The sequence below is a fragment of the Duganella sp. Dugasp78 genome, from assembly GCF_059491455.1.
Map to the genome: position 1 here is coordinate 54943 of NZ_CP168506.1, position 19186 is coordinate 74128.

The following is a 19186-nucleotide window of genomic DNA, read 5'->3' on the forward strand; positions in this document are numbered from 1 at the left end:
GGGGTCAGACCCCGCTTGGGGGTGCGGGGTATAAAAAAAACCCGCGCCACTTTCGTGGGCGGGTCTCTGATGAAGCTTAAAAAGCTTATTCGACTTCGACGGTTTCCGGTGGCAGCGTCGGTGCGGCGTCCGGCGGTTCCGGGAATTCCAGCTTGACCTGGTCCTTGTCGTCCAGGTCGACCGTCACGCGACCGCCGGTGACCAGGCGGCCGAACAACAACTCGTCGGCCAGCGCCTTGCGGATCATGTCCTGGATCAAGCGCGCCATCGGACGTGCGCCCATGAGCGGGTCGAAACCTTTCTTCGCCAGGAACTTGCGCAGTTTCTCGCTGAAGACCGCTTCGACCTTCTTCTCGTGCAGCTGCTCTTCCAGCTGCATCAGGAACTTGTCGACCACGCGCAGGATGATTTCCTCGTCCAGCGCACGGAAGCTGATGGTGGCGTCGATACGGTTGCGGAACTCCGGCGTGAACATGCGCTTGATGTCGGCCATCTCGTCGCCTGCCTGCTTGGAATTCGTGAAGCCGATCGAGGTCTTCTGCAAACTCTCGGCGCCCGCGTTGGTGGTCATGATGATGATCACGTTGCGGAAGTCGGCCTTGCGTCCGTTGTTGTCGGTCAGCGTGCCGTGGTCCATCACCTGCAGCAGGATGTTGAAAATGTCCGGGTGGGCTTTTTCAATCTCGTCCAGCAGCAGCACCGCGTGCGGCTTCTTGGTGATGGCTTCGGTCAGCAGGCCGCCCTGGTCGAAACCAACGTAGCCCGGCGGCGCGCCGATCAGGCGCGACACGGCGTGACGCTCCATGTACTCGGACATGTCGAAGCGGATCAGCTCGATGCCGAGGATGAAGGCCAGCTGCTTGGCCACCTCGGTCTTGCCGACGCCGGTCGGACCGGAGAACAGGAAGGAGCCGATCGGCTTGTCGGTCTTGCCCAGTCCGGCGCGCGCCATCTTGATCGCCGAGGCCAGCGCTTCGATCGCCGGGTCCTGGCCGAACACCACGTTGCGCAGGTCGCGGTCGATGGTCTGCAGCTTGCTGCGGTCGTCCTGGTTGACGGTCTGCGGCGGGATGCGCGCGATCTTGGCGATGATGTCCTCGATCTCGGTCTTGCCGATGGTTTTCTTCTGCTTGGATTTCGGCAGGATGCGTTGCGCCGCACCGGCTTCGTCGATGACGTCGATGGCCTTGTCCGGCAGGTGGCGGTCGTTGATGAAGCGGGCCGCCAGCTCGGCCGCGGTCGACAGCGCCGACGACGAATATTTCACGCCGTGGTGCTCTTCGAAGCGCGACTTCAGGCCGCGCAGGATCTGCACGGTCTGCTCGACGGTAGGCTCGTTGACGTCCACTTTCTGGAAGCGGCGGCTCAGCGCGTGGTCTTTTTCAAACACGCCGCGGAACTCGGTGTAGGTGGTCGCACCGACACACTTCAGCTGGCCGTTGGCCAGGGCCGGCTTCAGCAGATTGGACGCGTCCAGCGTGCCGCCCGACGCCGAACCGGCGCCGATGATGGTGTGGATCTCGTCGATAAACAGAATGCCGTTCGGGTTGTCCTTCAATTGCTTGAGGACGGCCTTGAGGCGCTGCTCGAAATCGCCGCGGTACTTGGTGCCGGCCAGCAGCGCGCCCATGTCCAGCGAATACACGACGGCATTCGACAGGATTTCCGGCACGTCGTTCTGGGTGATGCGATAGGCCAGGCCTTCGGCGATGGCGGTCTTGCCCACGCCTGCCTCGCCCACCAGCAGCGGATTGTTCTTGCGGCGGCGGCACAGGATCTGGATCACGCGGTCCACCTCGTCCTCGCGGCCGATCAGCGGATCGATCTTGCCCTCGGCTGCGGCCTTGTTCAGGTTTTGCGTGAACTGGTCGAGCGGGGACTCCTTGGTCTGGCCTTCGCCGCCCGGTGCGCCCTCTTCCACGCCTTCCGAGGCCTTGGCGGCGTCGGTCTGCTGGTCCTTGCGCACGCCGTGCGAGATAAAGTTGACCACGTCCAGGCGGGTCACGCCCTGCTGGTGCAGGTAGTAGACCGCGTGCGAATCCTTCTCGCCGAAGATGGCCACCAGCACGTTGGCGCCGGTGACTTCCTTCTTGCCGTTGGACGCGGACTGCACGTGCATGATGGCGCGCTGGATCACGCGCTGGAAGCCCAGCGTGGGCTGCGTGTCCACTTCGCCCGTGCCGGGCACGGTCGGCGTGTTGTCGCCAATGAAGTTGGTCAGGGTTTTGCGCAGGTCTTCAATGTTGACGGCGCAAGCGCGCAACACTTCGGCAGCCGAAGGATTGTCAAGCAAGGCCAGCAGCAAGTGCTCCACCGTGATGAATTCGTGCCGTGCCTGCCGAGCTTCGACAAACGCCATGTGCAAACTTACTTCTAATTCCTGCGCAATCATACTTCCTCCATCACGCATTGCAGGGGGTGCCCCGCCTTGCGTGCATGCGTTAAAACGAACTCCACTTTGGTACAGGCTATATCTTTTGAGAACACGCCGCACACTCCTTTGCCGTAGCGATGAACACTGAGCATTATCTGCGTGGCCGTTTCACGGTCTTTATTGAAATACTCCTGGATGATGGCCACCACGAATTCCATCGGGGTGTAGTCATCATTGAGCAACGCCACCTGGTACAGAGGTGGCGGCTTCAGCGTTTGCCGCTCCAAGAGGGTTTCGGTGTCATGCTTGGTTGCCATACGCTTATATTCTAATGCTTTCGGGGTTGATGCAATGTGCATTTCACTATGCACATCCAATTGTTTTCCATCTTACGCGTTTTCTGAACTTGACGCAGATGGCGACCCATATGCCAAAATCAAGAGTTGCTTTTTCGCCAATTGGGTTAAAAGTAGCAAAATGCATACAAATCTGCTTGACTTTAGAATTTGGTCCGCTAACAATGCGTTATCGACTGCGTGCAGAAATGTACAAGGTGATAAGAAGTGAGGCGTGAGGAGGGGGCAAGAAGCTTCTTGCTTTTATGGCTCGTGTGATCCGTTTTAATTTTGAAAGTTCTTTTTATGGCAACAGGTACAGTTAAGTGGTTCAATGATTCCAAAGGTTTTGGCTTCATCACTCCAGATGACGGCGGCGAGGATTTGTTCGCTCACTTCTCCGCAATCAACATGAACGGTTTCAAGACCCTCAAAGAAGGTCAAAAAGTTCAATTCGAAGTCACGCAAGGCCCTAAAGGCAAGCAAGCTTCCAACATCCAATCGGCTTAATTTATTAAGCAGCAGATGTGAAAAACCTCGCACCGCGGGGTTTTTTTTCGTCCCTATCTTCCGGCAAGTGTTGCAGAACCCCTACACCCGGCCGCCGCGTGACAGTTCCATAGAATCCACACCACGTGTCGCTAATGCGCACAACCGCGCGCCGACCTGAACGAACATCACGACCCCCGATCAGCGCGCCAGCAGCGTGAGCAGCAGGCCCGCCACGGCACACGCGGCGATCACGCGCGGCACCTTTTGCCGGTAGCGCAGCAAGGCCGCCGCCGCCCCCACCCCGATCAATGCCGCCATCCAGTCGGGCGAGCCGCCGAAGCCCGCCGGCCACAACACGTGGTAAGCGAAGAACAGCGCCAGGTTCAGGATCACGCCGACCACCGCCGCCGTGATGCCGGTCAGCGGCGCGGTGAAGCTGATGTCGTCGCGCGTGGCTTCGACCAGCGGACCACCGGCCAGGATGAACACGAACGACGGCAGGAAGGTGAACCACGTCACCAGCACCGCCGCCACCGCGCCGGCCAGCGGCAACAGCGCCGCGCCGAACGGCGCCTGCCCCCAGCCGCCGACAAAGCCGACGAACGCCACCACCATGATCAGCGGGCCGGGCGTGGTTTCGCCCAGCGCCAGGCCGTCTATCATCTGCGGCGGGGTCAGCCAGCCGTAGTTGGCCACGGCGCCCTGGTACACATAGGGCAGCACCGCATAGGCGCCGCCAAAGGTCAGCAAGGCGGCCTTGGTGAAGAACCAGGCCATCTGCGTGTAGGTGTGCTGCCAGCCGACGGTCAGCATCAGCAGCGCCATCGGCAGCAGCCACAGCAGCACGCCGCAGCCGGCCACCCACGCCAGCCTGCTCCAGCGGAACTGCGCGTGCGGCGGCGGTGGCGTTTCGTCGTCGATGACGGCGGCGCCATACGAGGCCTGGGCGGCGCCGTGGCCGCCGGTATTGAACGCCTGCGGAATAAAGCGGCCGCCGGCATAGCCGGCCAGCGCGGCGCCGGCGACGATCAGAGGGAACGGCAACTGCAAGGCGAAGATCGCCACGAAGGCGGCGCCGGCGATGCCCCACAGCCAGCCGTTGCGCAAGGCGCGCGTGCCGATGCGGTGCGCGGCCTGCAGCACGATGGCCGTGACCGCCGGCTTGATGCCATAGAACAGCCCCGCCACCAGCGGCTGCTGGCCGAACGCCATGTACAGCCACGACAGCAGCACCAGCAACAGCAGCGACGGCAGCACGAACAGGCCGCCGGCAACGATGCCGCCGCGCGTGCGATGCAGCAGCCAGCCGATATAGGTGGCCAGCTGCTGCGCCTCGGGGCCGGGCAGCAGCATGCAGTAGTTGAGCGCGTGCAGGAAGCGGCGCTCGGAAATCCAGCGCCGGCGCTCGACCAGCTCCTGGTGCATGATGGCGATCTGCCCTGCCGGCCCGCCAAAGCTGATGCAGCCCAGCTTGAGCCAGAAGCGGAAGGCTTGCCACAGGGTTGGCGCGGTCGGCGCGTCAGCAGGCGTCATCGTCGTCCTTATAAAAAAGCCCCGTTCCATCGCTGGAACGGGGCTGCGCTAGCGAATGCCGGCGCGCATTGCTTACATCTGGTCGATCATCACATCGCCGAAGCCGGAGCACGACACCTGGGTCGCGCCTTCCATCAGGCGGGCGAAGTCGTAGGTGACCTTCTTCGAATCGATGGCTTTCTCCATCGCCTTGATGATCAGGTCGGCCGCTTCAGTCCAGCCCATGTGGCGCAGCATCATTTCGGCGGACAGGATCAGCGAACCCGGGTTCACGTAGTCCTTGCCGGCGTACTTGGGCGCGGTGCCGTGGGTGGCTTCGAACATGGCGACCGAGTCCGACAGGTTGGCGCCCGGCGCGATGCCGATGCCGCCCACCTGCGCCGCCAGCGCGTCCGAGATGTAGTCGCCGTTCAGGTTCAGGGTGGCGATCACGCTGTACTCGATCGGGCGCAGCAGAATCTGCTGCAGGAAGGCGTCGGCGATCGAATCCTTGATGATGATGTCGCGGCCGGTCTTCGGGTTCTTGAACTTGCACCATGGGCCGCCGTCGATCAGCTCGGCGCCGAATTCCTTTTGCGCCAGTTCATAGGCCCAGTCGCGGAAGCCACCCTCGGTGTACTTCATGATGTTGCCCTTGTGGACGATGGTCACCGATGGCTTGTCGTTGTCGATGGCGTACTGGATCGCCTTGCGCACCAGGCGCTGCGTGCCTTCGATCGACACCGGCTTGATGCCCAGGCCCGAGGTGGCCGGGAAGCGGATCTTGGTGACGCCCATTTCCTTGACCAGGAAGTCCATCAGTTTCTTCGCGCCTTCCGAGCCCTGCTGGTATTCGATGCCGGCGTAGATGTCTTCCGAGTTCTCGCGGAAGATCACCATGTCGGTCTTCTCCGGCTCTTTGACCGGCGACGGCACGCCGGTGAAGTAGCGCACCGGACGCAGGCAGACGTACAGGTCCAGCTGCTGGCGCAGCGCCACGTTGAGCGAACGGATGCCGCCGCCGACCGGCGTGGTCAGCGGGCCCTTGATCGAGACCACGTAATCCTTCAGCACCTGCAGGGTTTCCTCCGGCAGCCAGACGTCCGGACCGTACACGGTGGTCGATTTTTCACCGGCGAAGATTTCCATCCAGCTGATCTTGCGCTTGCCGCCGTAGGACTTGGCCACCGCCGCGTCGATCACCTTGATCATGACCGGGCTGATATCCACACCGGTGCCGTCGCCCTCGATGTAGGGAATGATCGGGTTATCTGGTACATTCAGGGAAAAATCGGCGTTGACGGTGATTTTTTGGCCGTCGGCAGGTACTTTGATATGCTGATACATCGTGTTCTCCGAAATGGACATTGCCGGTTTAATACATTTTCCCAGGTCTTCTATAAGACATAAGACAGTGTTTCGCATTATGCACCAGTATTTTAGTAGGCGCCAAGGTTTTCCTTCACAAGCCGTCAAGCCTACACCAAAATCATCTTAAGAGAAGTATGTCCCTCATTCTATTTAACAAACCTTTCCAGGTGCTGTGCCAGTTCTCGCCGCAAGACGGCCGCGCCACCCTGGCCGACCACCTGAAGATCCCGAACATCTACCCCGCCGGCCGTCTGGACGCCGACAGCGAAGGCTTGATGCTGCTGACCGACGACGGCAAGCTGCAGCACACCATCGCCCACCCCGACCATAAGGAAGCGAAGATTTACCTGGTGCAGGTCGACGGCGTGCCGGACGCGGACAGCCTGGCCCGGCTGCAGGCGCCGCTGGACCTGGGCGACTTCGTCACCAAACCGTGCAAGGCGGTGCGGATCGCCGAGCCGGCGTGGCTGTGGCCGCGCAATCCGCCGATCCGCAGCCGCGCCGACCAGCCGACCAGCTGGCTGGCGATCACGCTACAGGAAGGCAAGAACCGCCAGGTGCGGCGCATGACGGCGGCGGTCGGCCTGCCGACCCTGCGGCTGGTGCGCAGCGCCATCGGCGCCATCTCGCTGGCGACCCACCCGCTGATGCCGGGCGAATGGATGGAGGTGTCGGCCAAGGACCTGGCCGGCTAGATTGATGCGTCGCAGCAAATAAAATTCTTCTTTTTGCGCATTTTCGTGTCAACTGGAAAATTTCGGGCAGCGTTAATGAGCTAGATTCATATGAATCTTCGTTTTTTTTAGCTGGTTCAATCAACTGCCAAAGGAACTCATCATGTCCAAGATCATCGCTGCCCTGGTTGCCTCCCTGTTTGCCGCTTCCGCCTTTGCTGCCGCCCCATCGGCTTCGGCGTCCGCTTCGGCTGCTGCTTCGGCCCCGATGGCATCGGCCCCTTCCGCATCGGCCTCCGCCTCCGCCTCCGCACCAAAAGCTAAAAAAGCCAAGCACAAGAAAGCCGCCGCATCGGCAGAAGCCTCCGCTTCGATGCCAGCCAAGTAATCGCTGCGCCCCCAGCAAGCCGGCCTCGGGCCGGCTTTTTTACGTCCGTTTTTTCCCGCCCATGCGAAAAAACCCGCGCTGACCAGAGGTCAGGCGGGTTCTTGCTTTAAATCCCAGCGAGGGGAATTAAGCGGACAGTGCCTTCAGGGCAGCTGCCAGACGGCTCTTGTGACGAGCTGCCTTGTTTTTGTGGATGATCTTCTTGTCCGCGATGCTGTCGATGGTCGACACGGACGATTGGAAGATTGCCGTCGCAGCAGCTTTGTCGCCGCCCTGGATCGCTTTGCGAACTGCTTTGATAGCGGTGCGCAGGGTCGAACGCTGGGACGAGTTGTGAGCGTTTTGCTTAACTGCTTGACGAGCGCGTTTGCGCGCTTGTGCGGTATTTGCCATGGAATTTCCTAAAACAGGGTAAAGGTGCGTTTGCAAACATTATTGTTTGCCAAACAGGTGCGTTCAGTGCGTCTGCCGAACCATGTGAGTCAAACTACTGCCTGCCAAACATTAGTGTCTGCGTAACAGAATTCTGTACAGCCTGCGATTATAGCGATGTTTTCCGTCAGGAGCAACTATAATCATGCCCCATGAACTTGCTTAAAACTCTAGCCGCCATCTCCAGCATGACCATGCTGTCCCGCGTAACCGGATTATTGCGTGAAACCTTGTTTGCCCGGGCCTTCGGCGCCGGCGCCTACACGGACGCTTTCATCGTCGCGTTCCGCATTCCCAACCTGCTGCGCCGCCTGTTTGCCGAGGGCGCCTTCTCGCAGGCGTTCGTGCCGATCTTGTCGGAATACAAAAACCAGCACGGCCAGGAGGCCAGCAAGACACTGGCCGACCACGTGGCCAACACGCTGGTATGGTCGACCCTGTTCGTCAGCGCGCTCGGCATTATAGGCGCGCCGTTGTTTGTCTACCTCATCGCTACCGGCCTGGACAAGCAACCAGGCGCCTTCGACGCCGCCGTCTGGATGACGCGGCTGATGTTCCCTTATATTAGCTTCATGGCCTTCGTGGCGATGGCCGGGGGCGTGCTCAACACCTGGCGCGAGTTCAAGATCCCGGCCTTCACGCCGGTGCTGCTGAACCTGTCGTTCATTGCCGCCTCGCTGTTCCTGCAATCGCACCTGGAGCAGCCGATCTACGCCATGGCGATCGCCGTGTTCGTCGGCGGCATCCTGCAGGTGGCGATACAGATTCCCGCGCTGATCAAGATCGGCATGCTGCCCAGCCTGTCGTGGAATCCGGCGGCCGGCCTCGGCGATCCGGGCGTGCGCCGCGTGCTGAAGAAGATGGGACCGGCCGTGTTCGCCGTCTCGGCGGCGCAGATCAGCCTGATGATCAACACCAGCATCGCCTCGCGCCTGGCCGAGGGCAGCATTTCGTGGCTATCCTACGCCGACCGCCTGATGGAATTCCCGACCGCGCTGCTGGGCGTGGCGCTGGGCACGGTACTGCTACCCAGCCTGTCGAAGGCGAAGTCCGACGGCGACACCCAGGAATACTCCGATCTGCTGGACTGGGGCCTGCGCCTGACCTTCCTGCTGGCGCTGCCGGCGGCGGTGGGCATGGCCGCGCTGGCCAAGCCGCTGATCGCCACCCTCTTCCACTACGGTAAATTCACCGACGAGGCGGCCACGCAGTCGTCCTACCCGCTGATCGCCTACAGCGCCGGCCTGCTGGGCATCATCCTGGTCAAGACGCTGGCGCCGGCCTTCTATGCCCGCCAGGACATCCGCACCCCGGTCAAGATCGCCACCGGCGTGCTGGTCGCCACGCAGCTGATGAACTGGATTTTCGTGCCGTATCTGAAAGTGTCGGGTCTGGCGCTGTCGATCGGACTGGGCGCCTGCATCAACGCCAGCTTCCTCTACGCCGGCCTGCGCAAGCGCGGCATTTACCAGCCCAAGCCGGGTTGGACGGTGTTCTGCGCGAAACTGGCCGTCGCCTGCGCGCTGATGGGCGCCGCCGCCTGGTTCGGCGGGCAGCAGGTGGACTGGCTGGGCATGCAACACCATACGCTGCTGCGGATCGGCGCGCTGATGCTGTTGATCGGCCTGTGCGGCGCGGTGTACTTCGCCGCGCTGTTTGCGATGGGCTTCCGCCTGCGCGACATCAAGCGCACGGCCCGCTAAACCAAAACAACGGACGAAAAAAAACCCGCCGAGGCGGGTTTCAGGAGCAGCTGAAACTTAGGCTGCTTTTTTTGCCTTACGACGAGCAACAACACCCATCAGTGCCAGACCGCCCAGCAGCATGCCGTAGGTTTCTGGTTCTGGTACGGCGGTCACGGTATAGTTCGCGCCCAGGAATCCCACGCCGTGCACAGGGCTCGTCGCGGTGAAATCGATGGAGCCAGTTGCCAGGATGTCGTAGGTGCCAGCTGCAACGTTGTGCAGGTTGAAGCCCGTAGCCGTTGCATCCGAATCCACCAGGCTACCAACGGTAGCATTGGTGAAGGTGACGTGATCCAAGTTCAGGCTGATGAAGCCGTAGTTCACCGATTCAGCGGCAAAGATGTTGCCAACGATATCCGATGGGCCGGAGACGGTGATCTGACCGATCAGCGTGTTGGCGAACGACGAGCCAACGACTGGGTTAGGAGCAAAGATCTGGGTAGCCGATGCACCAAAAGATGCGGCGGCCAGCAAGGCGCCAGCAGCGATAGATTTCAATTTCATGTGATTTTCCTTAATCATACGAATTGTGGCTGCGCTTTCGCCAACCACCGTGTTGTTAATAGGAGTGTAGAAGTGCTACAGGACAAATAATAGCATAACAATACGATCTGTCATTGCAAATTTTTTACCTTAGTTGCCATGAGAGAAACTTATTTCACAGTGCAAAAAACCACGCTGCACCGCAATAAATTTTGTGCTTGTTTTATGAAAGCAATGCACAGTTTCATGACATTTTTTGCCTATTGAGCACCAATACAGGGCATTCCGACAGTAAACGGTCGCATCGCAGGTGCAACGAGGTGCTGTTGCATATTTAACACAGCTGACGCCAACTTCGATGGAAGTCGTTGCGCGCGATCAGCCATTAATCTTGCGGCACCGGCTGCGGCTCGGGCGAATCCGGCTCCTTGGGCTGCCGCGACTCTTCTGGCGCCGGCGGTGGCGCAGCGGGTAGCTCGGCCGGCGGCTCGGGTGGCTCGGGTGGCACGGAAGGCGCGGCAGGGCTCGGTGCGACCGGGGCAACCGGGACCGGAGCCGGAGCCGGCTTGGATTTTTGCAGTGGTTCGCCGCCCTTGGCCGAGATTTGCGGCGATGGCCCGGTCATCAAGGTTGGCTCCGGCCCAGACAAGGCCATCGAAAATTTCCAGTCTGAAATATGGTTCTTGCCTTCGAAACCAGAATAGCGATCGGGAAAGTTCCCTATTTTCACCGGTTTAGCCGGGGAGAGGCTGTACACCGCCAGCACGCCAACCTTGTCGCCCAGATAAACGATGCCCCACTCCGCCTTGCCGGTCATGGGATCGACAAACAATTTGCGCAAGTGTCGGCGGGTGCCGGGGAAACGTGGATCCTTCAATAACTCCTTCAGCGAAGGCGGCTGCGGCGGCTGCCCGGCAGGGGTGGCGTCGGCGTAGCTTTTCAAGGCGTCGCTGAAGGCCGCGCCAATGTCCAGCAATTCCAGCTCCGCCCGGCTCCGTTGTATTGCCGAGCCCAGCTTCAGCGCCGACGCCGTCACCAGCCCGATGATCGCCAGCAGGATGATCAGGCTCAGATAGGTAAAGCCGCCGTTGCGGCTCCGGCGTCGCGCGGCCATCACCAGTCGGAATAAGGTTTGCCGCTGCGGTCGTTGCCGGGGGCGCCGCTCTTGATGTTGTAGACCCCGCCCTTGCCGGCGTCTTCCGGCGGCACGATGACCCAGGTGGTATCGCTGTCGGTGATCGGATCGACCGGCATCGCGCGCAGGTATTTTTTCTCCACCAACTGCTCCAGCGAGTCGGGATAGCGGCCGGTGTCGCCGTAGTATTGGTCCAGCACCTGTCGCACATTGCGCAGGTTATCGGCCAGCACCACCTCCTTCGACTTGTCGATGCTGGGGAAATAGCGCGGCACGGCCAGCGTCAACATCAGCGCCACGATGCCCAGCACCACCAGCAGCTCGATCAGCGTGAATCCTTTGGTTTTCATGGTCACCATTTCTTGTAGGGCACGCCGTTCAGGCCGGTCTTCTCGCTCAGGCTGTAGACGTCGTAGACATCCTCGCCCTCCTTCGGCTGGTCGGCCTCGCTGGCATAGCTGCGCTTGCCCCAGGTTTGCCCCTCGCTCAGCGTGGCGTCCGGGTTGAACGGATCGCGCGGCACCCGGCGCAGGAAGTGGATCTTGGCGTGCTTGGGGCTCTGCAAATCCGGCACGCCCTCCACCAGCAACTCCAGCGTCTTCGGATAGCCGGTCGAGGCCAGCGTCTTGGCCACCCGGCCCTGGTCGTAGGCCAGCTTGTAGGCGTCCAGCGCGGCGCGGATCAGATGCAGCGCCTCGCGCAGCTCCTGTTCCTGGCGGCGCTGCACCACCACTTGCGCGGTCGGCACCACCAGGGCGCTAAGCAGGCCAAGGATGGCCAGCGTCACCAGCAGTTCGATCAGCGTGAACCCGCGGCCGCGTTTCATCATGGGTTTACTGCTGCACCGGCTGTTGCTGCGGCTGCGCCGGCTCCGGCGGCGGCGGCACCGGCTGCGGTTGTTGTCCCTGGCTGGGCGGCAGCGGCGCCGGCTGGCCTTGCGACAGCGGCATCGCCTGCACCGGTGGACGCAGCGGCGCCGTCTGCACGCCGGCCGGCGGCGGCAAGGCGCCCGGCGCCGGCGGCATCGCCACGGCGGGACGCGCGCTCAGGTCCGGACGGCGGCGGAAGCTGGCCTCCGTGCCGGCCGAGAATTCAGACGCCGCCGCTTCCGGCCGCTGCACATTGCGGATCAGGTGCGGCGTGATCGACAGCACGATCTCGGTTTTCTGGCTGTCGTCACGCTTGCTGCCGAACAGGCGGCCAACGATGGGCAGGTCGCCCGCGCCCGGCACGTGGTTGGCGGTGCCGCGTTCCTCGTTGTTGATCAGGCCCGCCAGCACCTGGTTCTCGCCGTCCTTCAGCTGCAGCATGGTGGCGGCCTGGCGCGTGCCGATCTGGTAAGCGGTGCCGCCGTTCTTGGTGGTGATGGTGTTGGTCAGGTTGCTGACTTCCAGCTGCACGCGGATCGCCACCTCGTTGTTCAGGTAGACGGTCGGCTCGACGTTCAGCGTCAGGCCCACGTCAACGTAGGTGATCGAATCGCTGGCGAAGCCGCCCACGCCCGACGACACCGTGGTGGTCACCACCGGCAGCTTGTCGCCGATGACGATCTTGGCTTTTTCCTTGTTGCGCACGCGGATGCGCGGATTGGCCAGCAGGTTGGAATCCTGGTCGTTCTTGTTGGCGTTGATGCCGGCCGAAATGCCGGTCACGCCGATGGTGCGCTGGTTCAGGTTATTCAGGTCGCGGATGGTGATGCCGGTGCCGCCCGACGTCGACAACGGCGTCAGGCCGATCCCGGTCGGCCACACCACGCCCAGGTCCATCACGCTGCTCTTCTTCACTTCCAGGATCTCCACCTCCAGCATCACCTCCGCTTCCGGCGCGTCCTGCAGGGCCACCAGCTTCTCGGCCAGGCGGATCGCCTCCGGGCTGTCGCGCACGATCAGCAGGTTGAGTTTTTCATCGACCACCACGTCGCGCGATTTGAGGATGGTCTTGAGCGTGTTGGCCACCAGCTTGGCCTCGGCATTGGCCAGGAAGAAGGTCTTGACCGTCATCTCCTGGTATTCCTTCAGCTTGGCCGCCACGTTCGGGTAGATCAGGATGGTGTTCGCATCCATCACCTGCTGCTCCAGCTGATTGGTCAGCAGCAGGAAGTAGATCGCCGATTCGACGGTGCTGTTCTTCAGCAGCACGGTGGTGCGCTGATCGGTCTTGACGTCCTTGTCGAACACGAAGTTCAGGCCGGAGCGGCGCGATATCACCTCGAACACCTGCTTCAGCGGCGCGTCGCGGAACTCGATCGAGATCGGCTGCTTATAGGCTTTCGCCAGGCCAGCTTCCGCCACCGGCGGCGCGATCTTGTCGCTCACCTCGCGCAGCATCAGGCGCGCTTTCTCGTTGGCCGGATTTTCGATCAGCAGCGCGTTGAGCTTTTGCTTCGCCAGTTCATACTCGCCCTTGTTCACCTGTTCGGCGGCGCCGGCCAGCAGCCTGGCCTGGCGGTCGTCGCGTTCCAGCGCGCGCAGGCCGGCGCGGGCGCGCTCGTTGAGCGGGTCCAGCGCCTGCACGCGGCGGAAGCCCTGCTCCGCCAGATCGAGCTTGCCGTCGGCCTGCTGGCGCTCGGCCTGGTCGAGGAAGCGCAGCGTGGCGCGGTCGCGCGCCAGCAGATAGGCCGAGCGGTATTCGGCGTTGCCGGGTTCGGCCTTCACGGCCTCCTGGTACTTGAGCAGGCCCGCTTCCAGCTGGTCCCTGGCGATCAGGTCGCGGCCATCGCGATAGGCCATTTGTCCGGCGCAACCGCTCAGGGCGATCGCCAGCATGGCAGGCAGCGCGGCGCGGCGGCCCAAATTCTTCAGATGACTAGCCATCAGTCGAGGACTCCAATATTAATCTGTTGTACCTGATTCAAAGGCAGATAGGTCACGGACATCAGCGGCGGCGCGATCTTGTCGACGCGGTAGGTGCCGTCGATGACGGTCTGGTTTTTAACGACGTAAGTCTTGTCGCCGCGCGCCAGGTAGACTTCCCAGGCGCCGTCGGCGACGGCCTTGCCGAGCACCGTGAAGGGCATCGGCGGCGCCACCGGCGCGGGTGGCGGTGCGGTCGATACGGGTGGCGGTGGTGGCGGCGGCGGATTCCAATTCTGCCCCTGGAACACGCCCTCGCCCGAGGCGAAGGTGGCCTCGCCGGATTCGCCCACCAGCATGGCGCGCGGCGTCAGGCGCAGGATCGCCACCTCGGCCTGCGGCCTGGCGTCCTTGCCGGCGCGCGGTGCGGGGGCAGCAACGGCGGGCGCGCTTGCCGGCGTGGCGCGGCTGCGCGTGACCGGCTCGGCGATGTCGCCCGCCGGCGATTTATCGCCGAACAGCGCCAGGCCACCGGCTACGACCAGGGCGATGCCCATCGCGATTTGATAAGGCTTCATGGCTCGCCGTCCTTCAGGTACAGGGTGAAGCGCAGGCGCGCTTCCACCGTGGTTTCGGCGATGGCCTCGCGGCGGAAGCCGACTTCGTCCAGCGAAGCAAACGGCATGTCGCTCAGGCCCTGCATGGCGAACTGCCAGATCGATTGATACGGCCCCTTCACCGGCAGCAGTATCTGATAGGTGCTGACGCGGCTGGCCTTGTCGTACGCGGCCTTGTACTCGCCCTGGCTCAGCGACAGCTTGTTCTTGGCCGCCAGGTCGAACAGCACCTTGACCTGCTGCTCGGCGTAGCGCTTCTCGCCCAGCACTTCGTAGAAGCCGGCCAGGTTCTGGTTGGCCGACGGCGGTGGCGGAGCGGTCACCAGCGATGCCGGCGTCGGCAAGGGCCGCGCCATCAACTGCGCCTGCGCGGCGCGTTGCGGCAGCAGCCAGGCCCACGCGGCGGCGCCGGCCACGCACAGCGCGATGGCGATGCAGGCCGGCGCGCCCAGGCGCGTCAACGCCAGCCGCGCGCGCAGCACGATGGCTGCCACGTTCACCTTGTCTTTCGCATGCGTCATCGGGCTATCCATGTCGCCTCCAGCTGGAAGCGCAAGGGCCGGTTGGGGTCTTGCTCATTGATTTCATGTCGGGTCAGGATCACGCCGCTGAACAGCTCCTGCTGCTTCAGCTCCGCCACGTAGGCCACCATGTCGTCGCTGTTTTTGGTTTCGGCGGTGATCTTCAGCACCTGCTTGCGCGGGTCCGGCTCCATCGCCACCAACGCGACGCTGTGCGGCGTGGCGGCGGCCACCGCGTCCTGCAGATCGCGCCACGGCAGGTTCAGTTGCAGGATGGCGCCGTTGACGAAGGCAGCCTGCCCTTCCGGTATCGCCACCTGCGCTACCTCCACCGGCCGCGCCGAGATGGCCGCCGCACGTTCCTGCACGTGGCGCAGCTCATGCTCGCGCAAGCGTTTCTGCTCCACCAGCTTCCAGCCGCCGAACGCCGCGGCTGCGCACAACAGCAAGCCGGCGCCGGCCAGCGCCAGCACCGCCGGATGCGTATGGAACAAGGTGCGGCGCAGGCTGCGCGGCGCGAAATCGATATGCATATTCTTCATGTCGCGCTCCCGCCGCGCGCCAGCAGCGCCATCGTCGACAGGCCGTCGCTGGACGCCCGTTGCACCTGGTCCAGCACGGCGCAGGCGATGTGCGCGGGATTGCTGACCGCTTTGCTCCACACGGCCGGCGCGGCGCCGCACACCTGCAGCAGTTCCGGCTCCGGCATATCCAGCAGCAGCGCCTCGCGCTTCAGCGTCTGGCCCAGCCAGTATTGATCCGCGGCCTGCCCGGCCGGCATCGGCAAGGCGCGGATGGCGCGGATGCTTTTGCCGTCGGCTTCGATGGCGGCCAGCGTCAGCAGGTTGTCGTGCGCAAGACCGAACCACGCACCCGGCTTCACGTCGCGCCGCCAGCGGTTGTAGGCGCTGATGAAATGCGGTTCGATGCCGACCACGTGCAGCCTGAATTCCTGCGCCACCAGCCGCAGCACGGCCAGCAAGGCGCGCGGCACGGCGGCGGCGAAGAACGGCTGGGTGGTGTTCCAGTCGCCGGAGATCTGCCAGGCCGCCGGCGACTCGCCGTACAGCGCCTGGAAACGGAAGCCGGCCGCCGCTTCGATGTCGGCCAGCCGCGCCGCTTCCGGCGGCGGCGTGACGCGCCACAAGCGCGTCAGGTCGTCGGCCAGCACGATGCTGACCGGCCAGCCGGCCACGCTTTTGTCGCCGAGCTGCTCGCCCAGCAGCGCGCGCAAGGCATTGGCGATGGCGTCGAACGGATGCGTGGAGGACGGCGCGAACGCCTGTTCGGCCAGCACCGTCACCGGCTCGCCGCGCCAGCGGCTGACGCGCAGCAGGCTCACGGCGAAGCCGGAGACGCCGATGCGCAGGGATTGTCCGATTGCTCTACGCATGCAAGGTTACTCGTTTGATTTCGGACAGCGTGGTGCCGCCCCGTTTGACCAGTTCCAGCGCCGCCAGGCGCAGGCTGCGCGTGCCGTTCTCGTAGGCCGCCTGCTTGATCTGGCGGATCGGCCGCTTGTCGACGATCAGCTCGCGGATCTCGTCGTTCAGGGTCAGGATCTCGGCGATCGAGCGGCGGCCCTTGTAGCCGGTGCCGCGGCAGTCGCCGCAGCCCTTGCCCTGCATGAAGCGGTAATCGTAGACGTCGGCGCGGGTCAGGCCCACGCTGGCCAGCTCGTGGTCGTCCGGCGTGTACTGCGCCGCGCAGTGCGGGCAGTTGATGCGCACCAGGCGCTGCGCCCAGATGCCGTTCAGCGCCGACACGAAGGCATATGGATCGATGCCCATGTGGGTGAAGCGGCCGAACACGTCGAACACGTTGTTGGCGTGGACGGTGGTCAGCACCAGGTGGCCCGTCAGCGCCGACTGCACGGCGATTTCCGCCGTCTCGCGGTCGCGGATCTCGCCGACCATGATCTTGTCCGGGTCGTGCCGCAGGATGGAGCGCAGGCCCTTGGCGAAGGTCAGGCCCTTCTTCTCGTTGACCGGGATCTGCAGGATGCCGGGCAGCTGGTACTCGACCGGGTCCTCGATGGTGATGATCTTCTCGCGGCCGTTGTGGATCTCGGTCAGCGCGGCGTACAGCGTGGTGGTCTTGCCGGAGCCGGTGGGCCCGGTCACCAGCAGCATGCCGTAGGCCTCCTGCGCCAGCACCCGCAGGGTGGCCAGCGACGGCGCGTCGAAGCCCAGCGCCTCCAGCGTCAGCGAGCCGTAGGCTTCGATCATGGCACGCTTGTCGAGGATACGGATCACCGCGTCCTCGCCGTGGATGCTCGGCATGATGGAGACGCGCAGGTCGATCTCGCGCGCGTTGGCCTCGACGCGGAAGCTGCCGTCCTGCGGCACGCGGCGTTCGGCGATGTCCAGCTCCGCCAGCACCTTCAGGCGCGAGATGATCTGCTCGGCGACGTCGATGCCGTTGACCGAGGTGGCGTGATCGAGCACGCCGTCCACGCGGTATTTGACGGCCAGGCCGCCGGCGGTGCTCTCCAGGTGGATGTCGGAGGCGCCGGCCTTCAGGGCGTCGTACAAGGTCGAGTTGACCAGGCGGACGGCGGGACTGGCCGCTTCCGATACCGAGGCGAACGACAGCACGGCGGCGGTCTTGCCGTCGCGCCGGCCCTCGCTGGCGCCGGGCAGCAGCGTGTCGGTGGCGCGCGCCGATTCCTCCTGCTTGGACAGGTAGGCCTGGATGTCGGCCTGCAGCGCCAGGCGGGTGGGCAGCGGCGCGTGCGGCGTGGCGCGCGCCTGCGTGCCCAGCCAGGTTTGCAGGTCCAGGTCGAAGGGATCGGCGATCACGCCGACCACCATGCCGTCGTGCCCGCGCAGCAGCACAGAATGACGCGCCAGCGCCTGCGACAGCGGCAGCAGGTCGAAGGCCGGCGTGTAGGCCAGCATGTCGACCGTCTCCAGTACCGCCATGCCGAACGGCTGCGCCAGCGCCTGCACCACCAGGCGCGGTTCCAGATCGCTCAGCGCGACCAGTTCCTCGACCAGCGTGCGCTTCGATTGCTGGCGCAGGTGGCGCGCGCGCGCGACCAGGGCCATGTCCAGCGCCGGCACTGCGGCGACAACGTGAGGGGTGGCCTGGGCCGTCATGACATGTCTCCGGCCAGATCGAAAATCGGCATATACAGCAGCACCACGATGGCGCCGACCACCAGGCCGATGGCGGCCATCAGCAGCGGTTCAAAGGTTCGGGTAAAGCGTTCTATCCAGCGGCTGATTTCGCCGTCGTAGAAGGCCGCGGATTGGGTCAGCATCGGGCCCATGTCGCCGGTGCGCTCGCCCACGCGCAGCATGCGCAGCGAGATCGGCGTGGTCAGCTGGCTGGCCTCGAAGGCGGTCGACAGCGGCAGGCCCGATTCGATGTCGGCGCGCGCGGTCTGCAGGTTCTGACGGATGCCGGCCGAGACCATGCCCTGCACGGTCTCGATGGCGTGCACGATGGTGATGCCGCCTTCGCTGAGCATGCCCAGGGTCAGGTACAGCCGCGACAATTCGTAGATGCGCACCCGCTCGCCAATGCCGGGCAGGCGCCCCAGCAGGCGGGTGAAGCCGCCGTTGCCCATCAGCTGGCGCACGCCCAGGGCCAGCGCGCCCAGCACGGCGCCTATGCCGCCCAGCAGCAGCGTGGTGTGGGCGCCGGCGAACTGCCCCCAGTTGAGCATCTGCTGCGACAGCCACGGCAGGTTGCGGCCGGCGCCCTGGTAGACCTCGGCAAAACGCGGCACCACGTAGCCGATCAAAAAGAGGCTGACGCCGCCGCCGACCAGCAGCAGGATGCAGGGATAGATCGCGGCCGACACCAGCTTGCCGCGCACCAGGTCGATGCGCTGCTGGTAGTCGATGAAGCGGGACAGGGAACGCGGCAGGTCCGAGGTGCCCTCGGCGGCCTTGACGATGCCGATGTACAGCGGCGGGAACAGCTCCGGCTGCTCGGCCAGCACGGCGGAGAAGCGCTGGCCTTCGCGCAGGCCGGCCAGCAGGCGCTCGAGCACGCTGCGCGTGACGGGGCTGGTTTCCTTTTCCAGCAGCGCCTCCAGGCCTTCGACGATGCCGAGGCCGGCGGTCAGCAGCGCCAGCAGTTCCTGGCTGAACAGCACCAGCGAGAGGCCCTTGCCGCGCGCCTTGCCGCCGCGCAGGCCGAGCCCGCCCCGCGCCGGCGCGATGGCGCTGACGTACAGGCCGCGCGCCTCCACCTGACGGCGCGCGTCGGCCTCATCCCGGCCATCGATCACCAGATGGGAAATGGCCATATCGGCCGACAAGGTGCGGACATCGAACTGCATGGTGAAAACGACTTTCCGTGG

The 19186-nt window shown here is 63.8% G+C and carries 20 protein-coding genes; 4 read left to right on the forward strand and 16 right to left on the reverse strand.

The window, feature by feature from the left end; genetic code table 11:
• Nucleotides 1-85: 85 nt before the first annotated feature.
• On the reverse strand, nucleotides 86-2392 hold the full coding sequence (gene clpA, locus ACEN9O_RS00230; RefSeq protein WP_495615670.1) for an ATP-dependent Clp protease ATP-binding subunit ClpA: 2307 nt from the start codon (nucleotides 2390-2392) through the stop codon (nucleotides 86-88).
• Entirely contained in the window at nucleotides 2389-2691 is a 303-nt protein-coding gene (clpS, locus tag ACEN9O_RS00235; protein ID WP_008446470.1) for an ATP-dependent Clp protease adapter ClpS, read from the reverse strand. The genes clpA and clpS overlap by 4 nt, the downstream gene beginning before the upstream one ends.
• 324 nt (nucleotides 2692-3015) lie before the next feature.
• Between clpS and cspE the strand changes: the two genes are divergently transcribed.
• The gene (gene cspE, locus ACEN9O_RS00240; RefSeq protein ID WP_008446468.1) at nucleotides 3016-3219 is read left to right on the forward strand and encodes a transcription antiterminator/RNA stability regulator CspE; all 204 of its coding nucleotides are present in this window, start codon (nucleotides 3016-3018) and stop codon (nucleotides 3217-3219) included.
• A gap of 180 nt (nucleotides 3220-3399) precedes the next feature.
• Here cspE and chrA read toward each other — a convergent pair whose 3' ends face one another.
• Both chrA and icd read right to left on the reverse strand, forming a co-directional pair.
• Nucleotides 3400-4734: a chromate efflux transporter gene (gene chrA / locus ACEN9O_RS00245; protein ID WP_495615671.1), complete on the reverse strand. Its 1335-nt coding sequence runs from the start codon at nucleotides 4732-4734 to the stop codon at nucleotides 3400-3402.
• Nucleotides 4735-4806: 72 nt separating this feature from the next.
• Entirely contained in the window at nucleotides 4807-6060 is a 1254-nt protein-coding gene (icd, locus tag ACEN9O_RS00250) for an NADP-dependent isocitrate dehydrogenase (RefSeq protein WP_495615672.1), read from the reverse strand.
• Between the two features lie 158 nt (nucleotides 6061-6218).
• Here icd and ACEN9O_RS00255 point away from each other — a divergent pair, with 158 nt between their 5' ends.
• Nucleotides 6219-6779, forward strand: coding sequence for a pseudouridine synthase (locus ACEN9O_RS00255; protein ID WP_495615673.1), 561 nt, complete (start codon nucleotides 6219-6221; stop codon nucleotides 6777-6779).
• 142 nt (nucleotides 6780-6921) lie between these two features.
• A complete protein-coding gene (locus ACEN9O_RS00260) occupies nucleotides 6922-7146 on the forward strand; it encodes a hypothetical protein (protein ID WP_495615674.1) in 225 nt (74 codons plus the stop codon).
• 126 nt (nucleotides 7147-7272) lie between these two features.
• Here the strand turns inward: ACEN9O_RS00260 and rpsT are convergent, their stop codons facing one another.
• Nucleotides 7273-7539 (reverse strand): 30S ribosomal protein S20, encoded by a 267-nt coding sequence (gene rpsT, locus ACEN9O_RS00265; RefSeq protein WP_008446456.1) that lies wholly within the window; start codon nucleotides 7537-7539, stop codon nucleotides 7273-7275.
• 191 nt (nucleotides 7540-7730) lie between these two features.
• On the opposite strand from rpsT, the gene murJ reads away from it, so the two are divergent.
• Nucleotides 7731-9281, forward strand: coding sequence for a murein biosynthesis integral membrane protein MurJ (gene murJ / locus ACEN9O_RS00270; RefSeq protein ID WP_495615675.1), 1551 nt, complete (start codon nucleotides 7731-7733; stop codon nucleotides 9279-9281).
• 57 nt (nucleotides 9282-9338) lie between these two features.
• Here murJ and ACEN9O_RS00275 read toward each other — a convergent pair whose 3' ends face one another.
• From ACEN9O_RS00275 to ACEN9O_RS00325, 11 genes are all read right to left on the reverse strand, one after another.
• Nucleotides 9339-9827, reverse strand: a complete 489-nt coding sequence (locus ACEN9O_RS00275; protein ID WP_495615676.1) for an FxDxF family PEP-CTERM protein — start codon at nucleotides 9825-9827, stop codon at nucleotides 9339-9341.
• A gap of 364 nt (nucleotides 9828-10191) precedes the next feature.
• Complete coding sequence (locus ACEN9O_RS00280; RefSeq protein ID WP_495615677.1) at nucleotides 10192-10920, reverse strand: type II secretion system protein; 729 nt, start codon at nucleotides 10918-10920, stop codon at nucleotides 10192-10194.
• Nucleotides 10920-11300, reverse strand: a complete 381-nt coding sequence (locus ACEN9O_RS00285) for a type II secretion system protein (RefSeq protein ID WP_495615678.1) — start codon at nucleotides 11298-11300, stop codon at nucleotides 10920-10922. Before ACEN9O_RS00285 ends, ACEN9O_RS00280 begins: the two co-directional genes overlap by 1 nt.
• Nucleotides 11294-11770 (reverse strand): type II secretion system protein, encoded by a 477-nt coding sequence (locus tag ACEN9O_RS00290; protein ID WP_495615679.1) that lies wholly within the window; start codon nucleotides 11768-11770, stop codon nucleotides 11294-11296. The genes ACEN9O_RS00285 and ACEN9O_RS00290 overlap by 7 nt, the downstream gene beginning before the upstream one ends.
• 4 nt (nucleotides 11771-11774) lie before the next feature.
• Nucleotides 11775-13754 carry a secretin GspD/PilQ domain-containing protein gene (locus ACEN9O_RS00295; RefSeq protein WP_495615680.1) on the reverse strand — a complete coding sequence of 660 codons (1980 nt, stop codon included), beginning with the start codon at nucleotides 13752-13754 and terminating at the stop codon, nucleotides 11775-11777.
• Nucleotides 13754-14311 carry a hypothetical protein gene (locus ACEN9O_RS00300; RefSeq protein ID WP_495615681.1) on the reverse strand — a complete coding sequence of 186 codons (558 nt, stop codon included), beginning with the start codon at nucleotides 14309-14311 and terminating at the stop codon, nucleotides 13754-13756. Before ACEN9O_RS00300 ends, ACEN9O_RS00295 begins: the two co-directional genes overlap by 1 nt.
• Nucleotides 14308-14871 (reverse strand): hypothetical protein, encoded by a 564-nt coding sequence (locus ACEN9O_RS00305; protein ID WP_495615682.1) that lies wholly within the window; start codon nucleotides 14869-14871, stop codon nucleotides 14308-14310. The genes ACEN9O_RS00300 and ACEN9O_RS00305 overlap by 4 nt, the downstream gene beginning before the upstream one ends.
• Complete coding sequence (locus ACEN9O_RS00310; protein WP_495615683.1) at nucleotides 14868-15413, reverse strand: PilN domain-containing protein; 546 nt, start codon at nucleotides 15411-15413, stop codon at nucleotides 14868-14870. Before ACEN9O_RS00310 ends, ACEN9O_RS00305 begins: the two co-directional genes overlap by 4 nt.
• Nucleotides 15410-16264 carry a hypothetical protein gene (locus ACEN9O_RS00315; RefSeq protein ID WP_495615684.1) on the reverse strand — a complete coding sequence of 285 codons (855 nt, stop codon included), beginning with the start codon at nucleotides 16262-16264 and terminating at the stop codon, nucleotides 15410-15412. Before ACEN9O_RS00315 ends, ACEN9O_RS00310 begins: the two co-directional genes overlap by 4 nt.
• A complete protein-coding gene (locus ACEN9O_RS00320; RefSeq protein ID WP_495615685.1) occupies nucleotides 16257-17972 on the reverse strand; it encodes a GspE/PulE family protein in 1716 nt (571 codons plus the stop codon). Before ACEN9O_RS00320 ends, ACEN9O_RS00315 begins: the two co-directional genes overlap by 8 nt.
• Nucleotides 17969-19165 carry a type II secretion system F family protein gene (locus ACEN9O_RS00325; RefSeq protein ID WP_495615686.1) on the reverse strand — a complete coding sequence of 399 codons (1197 nt, stop codon included), beginning with the start codon at nucleotides 19163-19165 and terminating at the stop codon, nucleotides 17969-17971. The genes ACEN9O_RS00320 and ACEN9O_RS00325 overlap by 4 nt, the downstream gene beginning before the upstream one ends.
• Nucleotides 19166-19186: the final 21 nt, after the last annotated feature.

Bases quoted from the DNA above. Each gene is read 5' to 3' on its own strand.
- ACEN9O_RS00310 (WP_495615683.1), bottom strand. From the start codon at position 15,413: ATGAAGAATATGCATATCGATTTCGCGCCGCGCAGCCTGCGCCGCACC.
- ACEN9O_RS00315 (WP_495615684.1), bottom strand. From the start codon at position 16,264: ATGCGTAGAGCAATCGGACAATCCCTGCGCATCGGCGTCTCCGGCTTC.
- cspE (WP_008446468.1), top strand. From the start codon at position 3,016: ATGGCAACAGGTACAGTTAAGTGGTTCAATGATTCCAAAGGTTTTGGC.
- ACEN9O_RS00305 (WP_495615682.1), bottom strand. From the start codon at position 14,871: ATGACGCATGCGAAAGACAAGGTGAACGTGGCAGCCATCGTGCTGCGC.
- ACEN9O_RS00275 (WP_495615676.1), bottom strand. From the start codon at position 9,827: ATGAAATTGAAATCTATCGCTGCTGGCGCCTTGCTGGCCGCCGCATCT.
- ACEN9O_RS00325 (WP_495615686.1), bottom strand. From the start codon at position 19,165: ATGCAGTTCGATGTCCGCACCTTGTCGGCCGATATGGCCATTTCCCAT.
- murJ (WP_495615675.1), top strand. From the start codon at position 7,731: ATGAACTTGCTTAAAACTCTAGCCGCCATCTCCAGCATGACCATGCTG.
- ACEN9O_RS00280 (WP_495615677.1), bottom strand. From the start codon at position 10,920: ATGGCCGCGCGACGCCGGAGCCGCAACGGCGGCTTTACCTATCTGAGC.
- clpS (WP_008446470.1), bottom strand. From the start codon at position 2,691: ATGGCAACCAAGCATGACACCGAAACCCTCTTGGAGCGGCAAACGCTG.
- ACEN9O_RS00320 (WP_495615685.1), bottom strand. From the start codon at position 17,972: ATGACGGCCCAGGCCACCCCTCACGTTGTCGCCGCAGTGCCGGCGCTG.
- ACEN9O_RS00295 (WP_495615680.1), bottom strand. From the start codon at position 13,754: ATGGCTAGTCATCTGAAGAATTTGGGCCGCCGCGCCGCGCTGCCTGCC.
- chrA (WP_495615671.1), bottom strand. From the start codon at position 4,734: ATGACGCCTGCTGACGCGCCGACCGCGCCAACCCTGTGGCAAGCCTTC.
- ACEN9O_RS00290 (WP_495615679.1), bottom strand. From the start codon at position 11,770: ATGATGAAACGCGGCCGCGGGTTCACGCTGATCGAACTGCTGGTGACG.
- ACEN9O_RS00285 (WP_495615678.1), bottom strand. From the start codon at position 11,300: ATGGTGACCATGAAAACCAAAGGATTCACGCTGATCGAGCTGCTGGTG.
- ACEN9O_RS00300 (WP_495615681.1), bottom strand. From the start codon at position 14,311: ATGAAGCCTTATCAAATCGCGATGGGCATCGCCCTGGTCGTAGCCGGT.
- clpA (WP_495615670.1), bottom strand. From the start codon at position 2,392: ATGATTGCGCAGGAATTAGAAGTAAGTTTGCACATGGCGTTTGTCGAA.
- icd (WP_495615672.1), bottom strand. From the start codon at position 6,060: ATGTATCAGCATATCAAAGTACCTGCCGACGGCCAAAAAATCACCGTC.
- ACEN9O_RS00255 (WP_495615673.1), top strand. From the start codon at position 6,219: ATGTCCCTCATTCTATTTAACAAACCTTTCCAGGTGCTGTGCCAGTTC.
- ACEN9O_RS00260 (WP_495615674.1), top strand. From the start codon at position 6,922: ATGTCCAAGATCATCGCTGCCCTGGTTGCCTCCCTGTTTGCCGCTTCC.
- rpsT (WP_008446456.1), bottom strand. From the start codon at position 7,539: ATGGCAAATACCGCACAAGCGCGCAAACGCGCTCGTCAAGCAGTTAAG.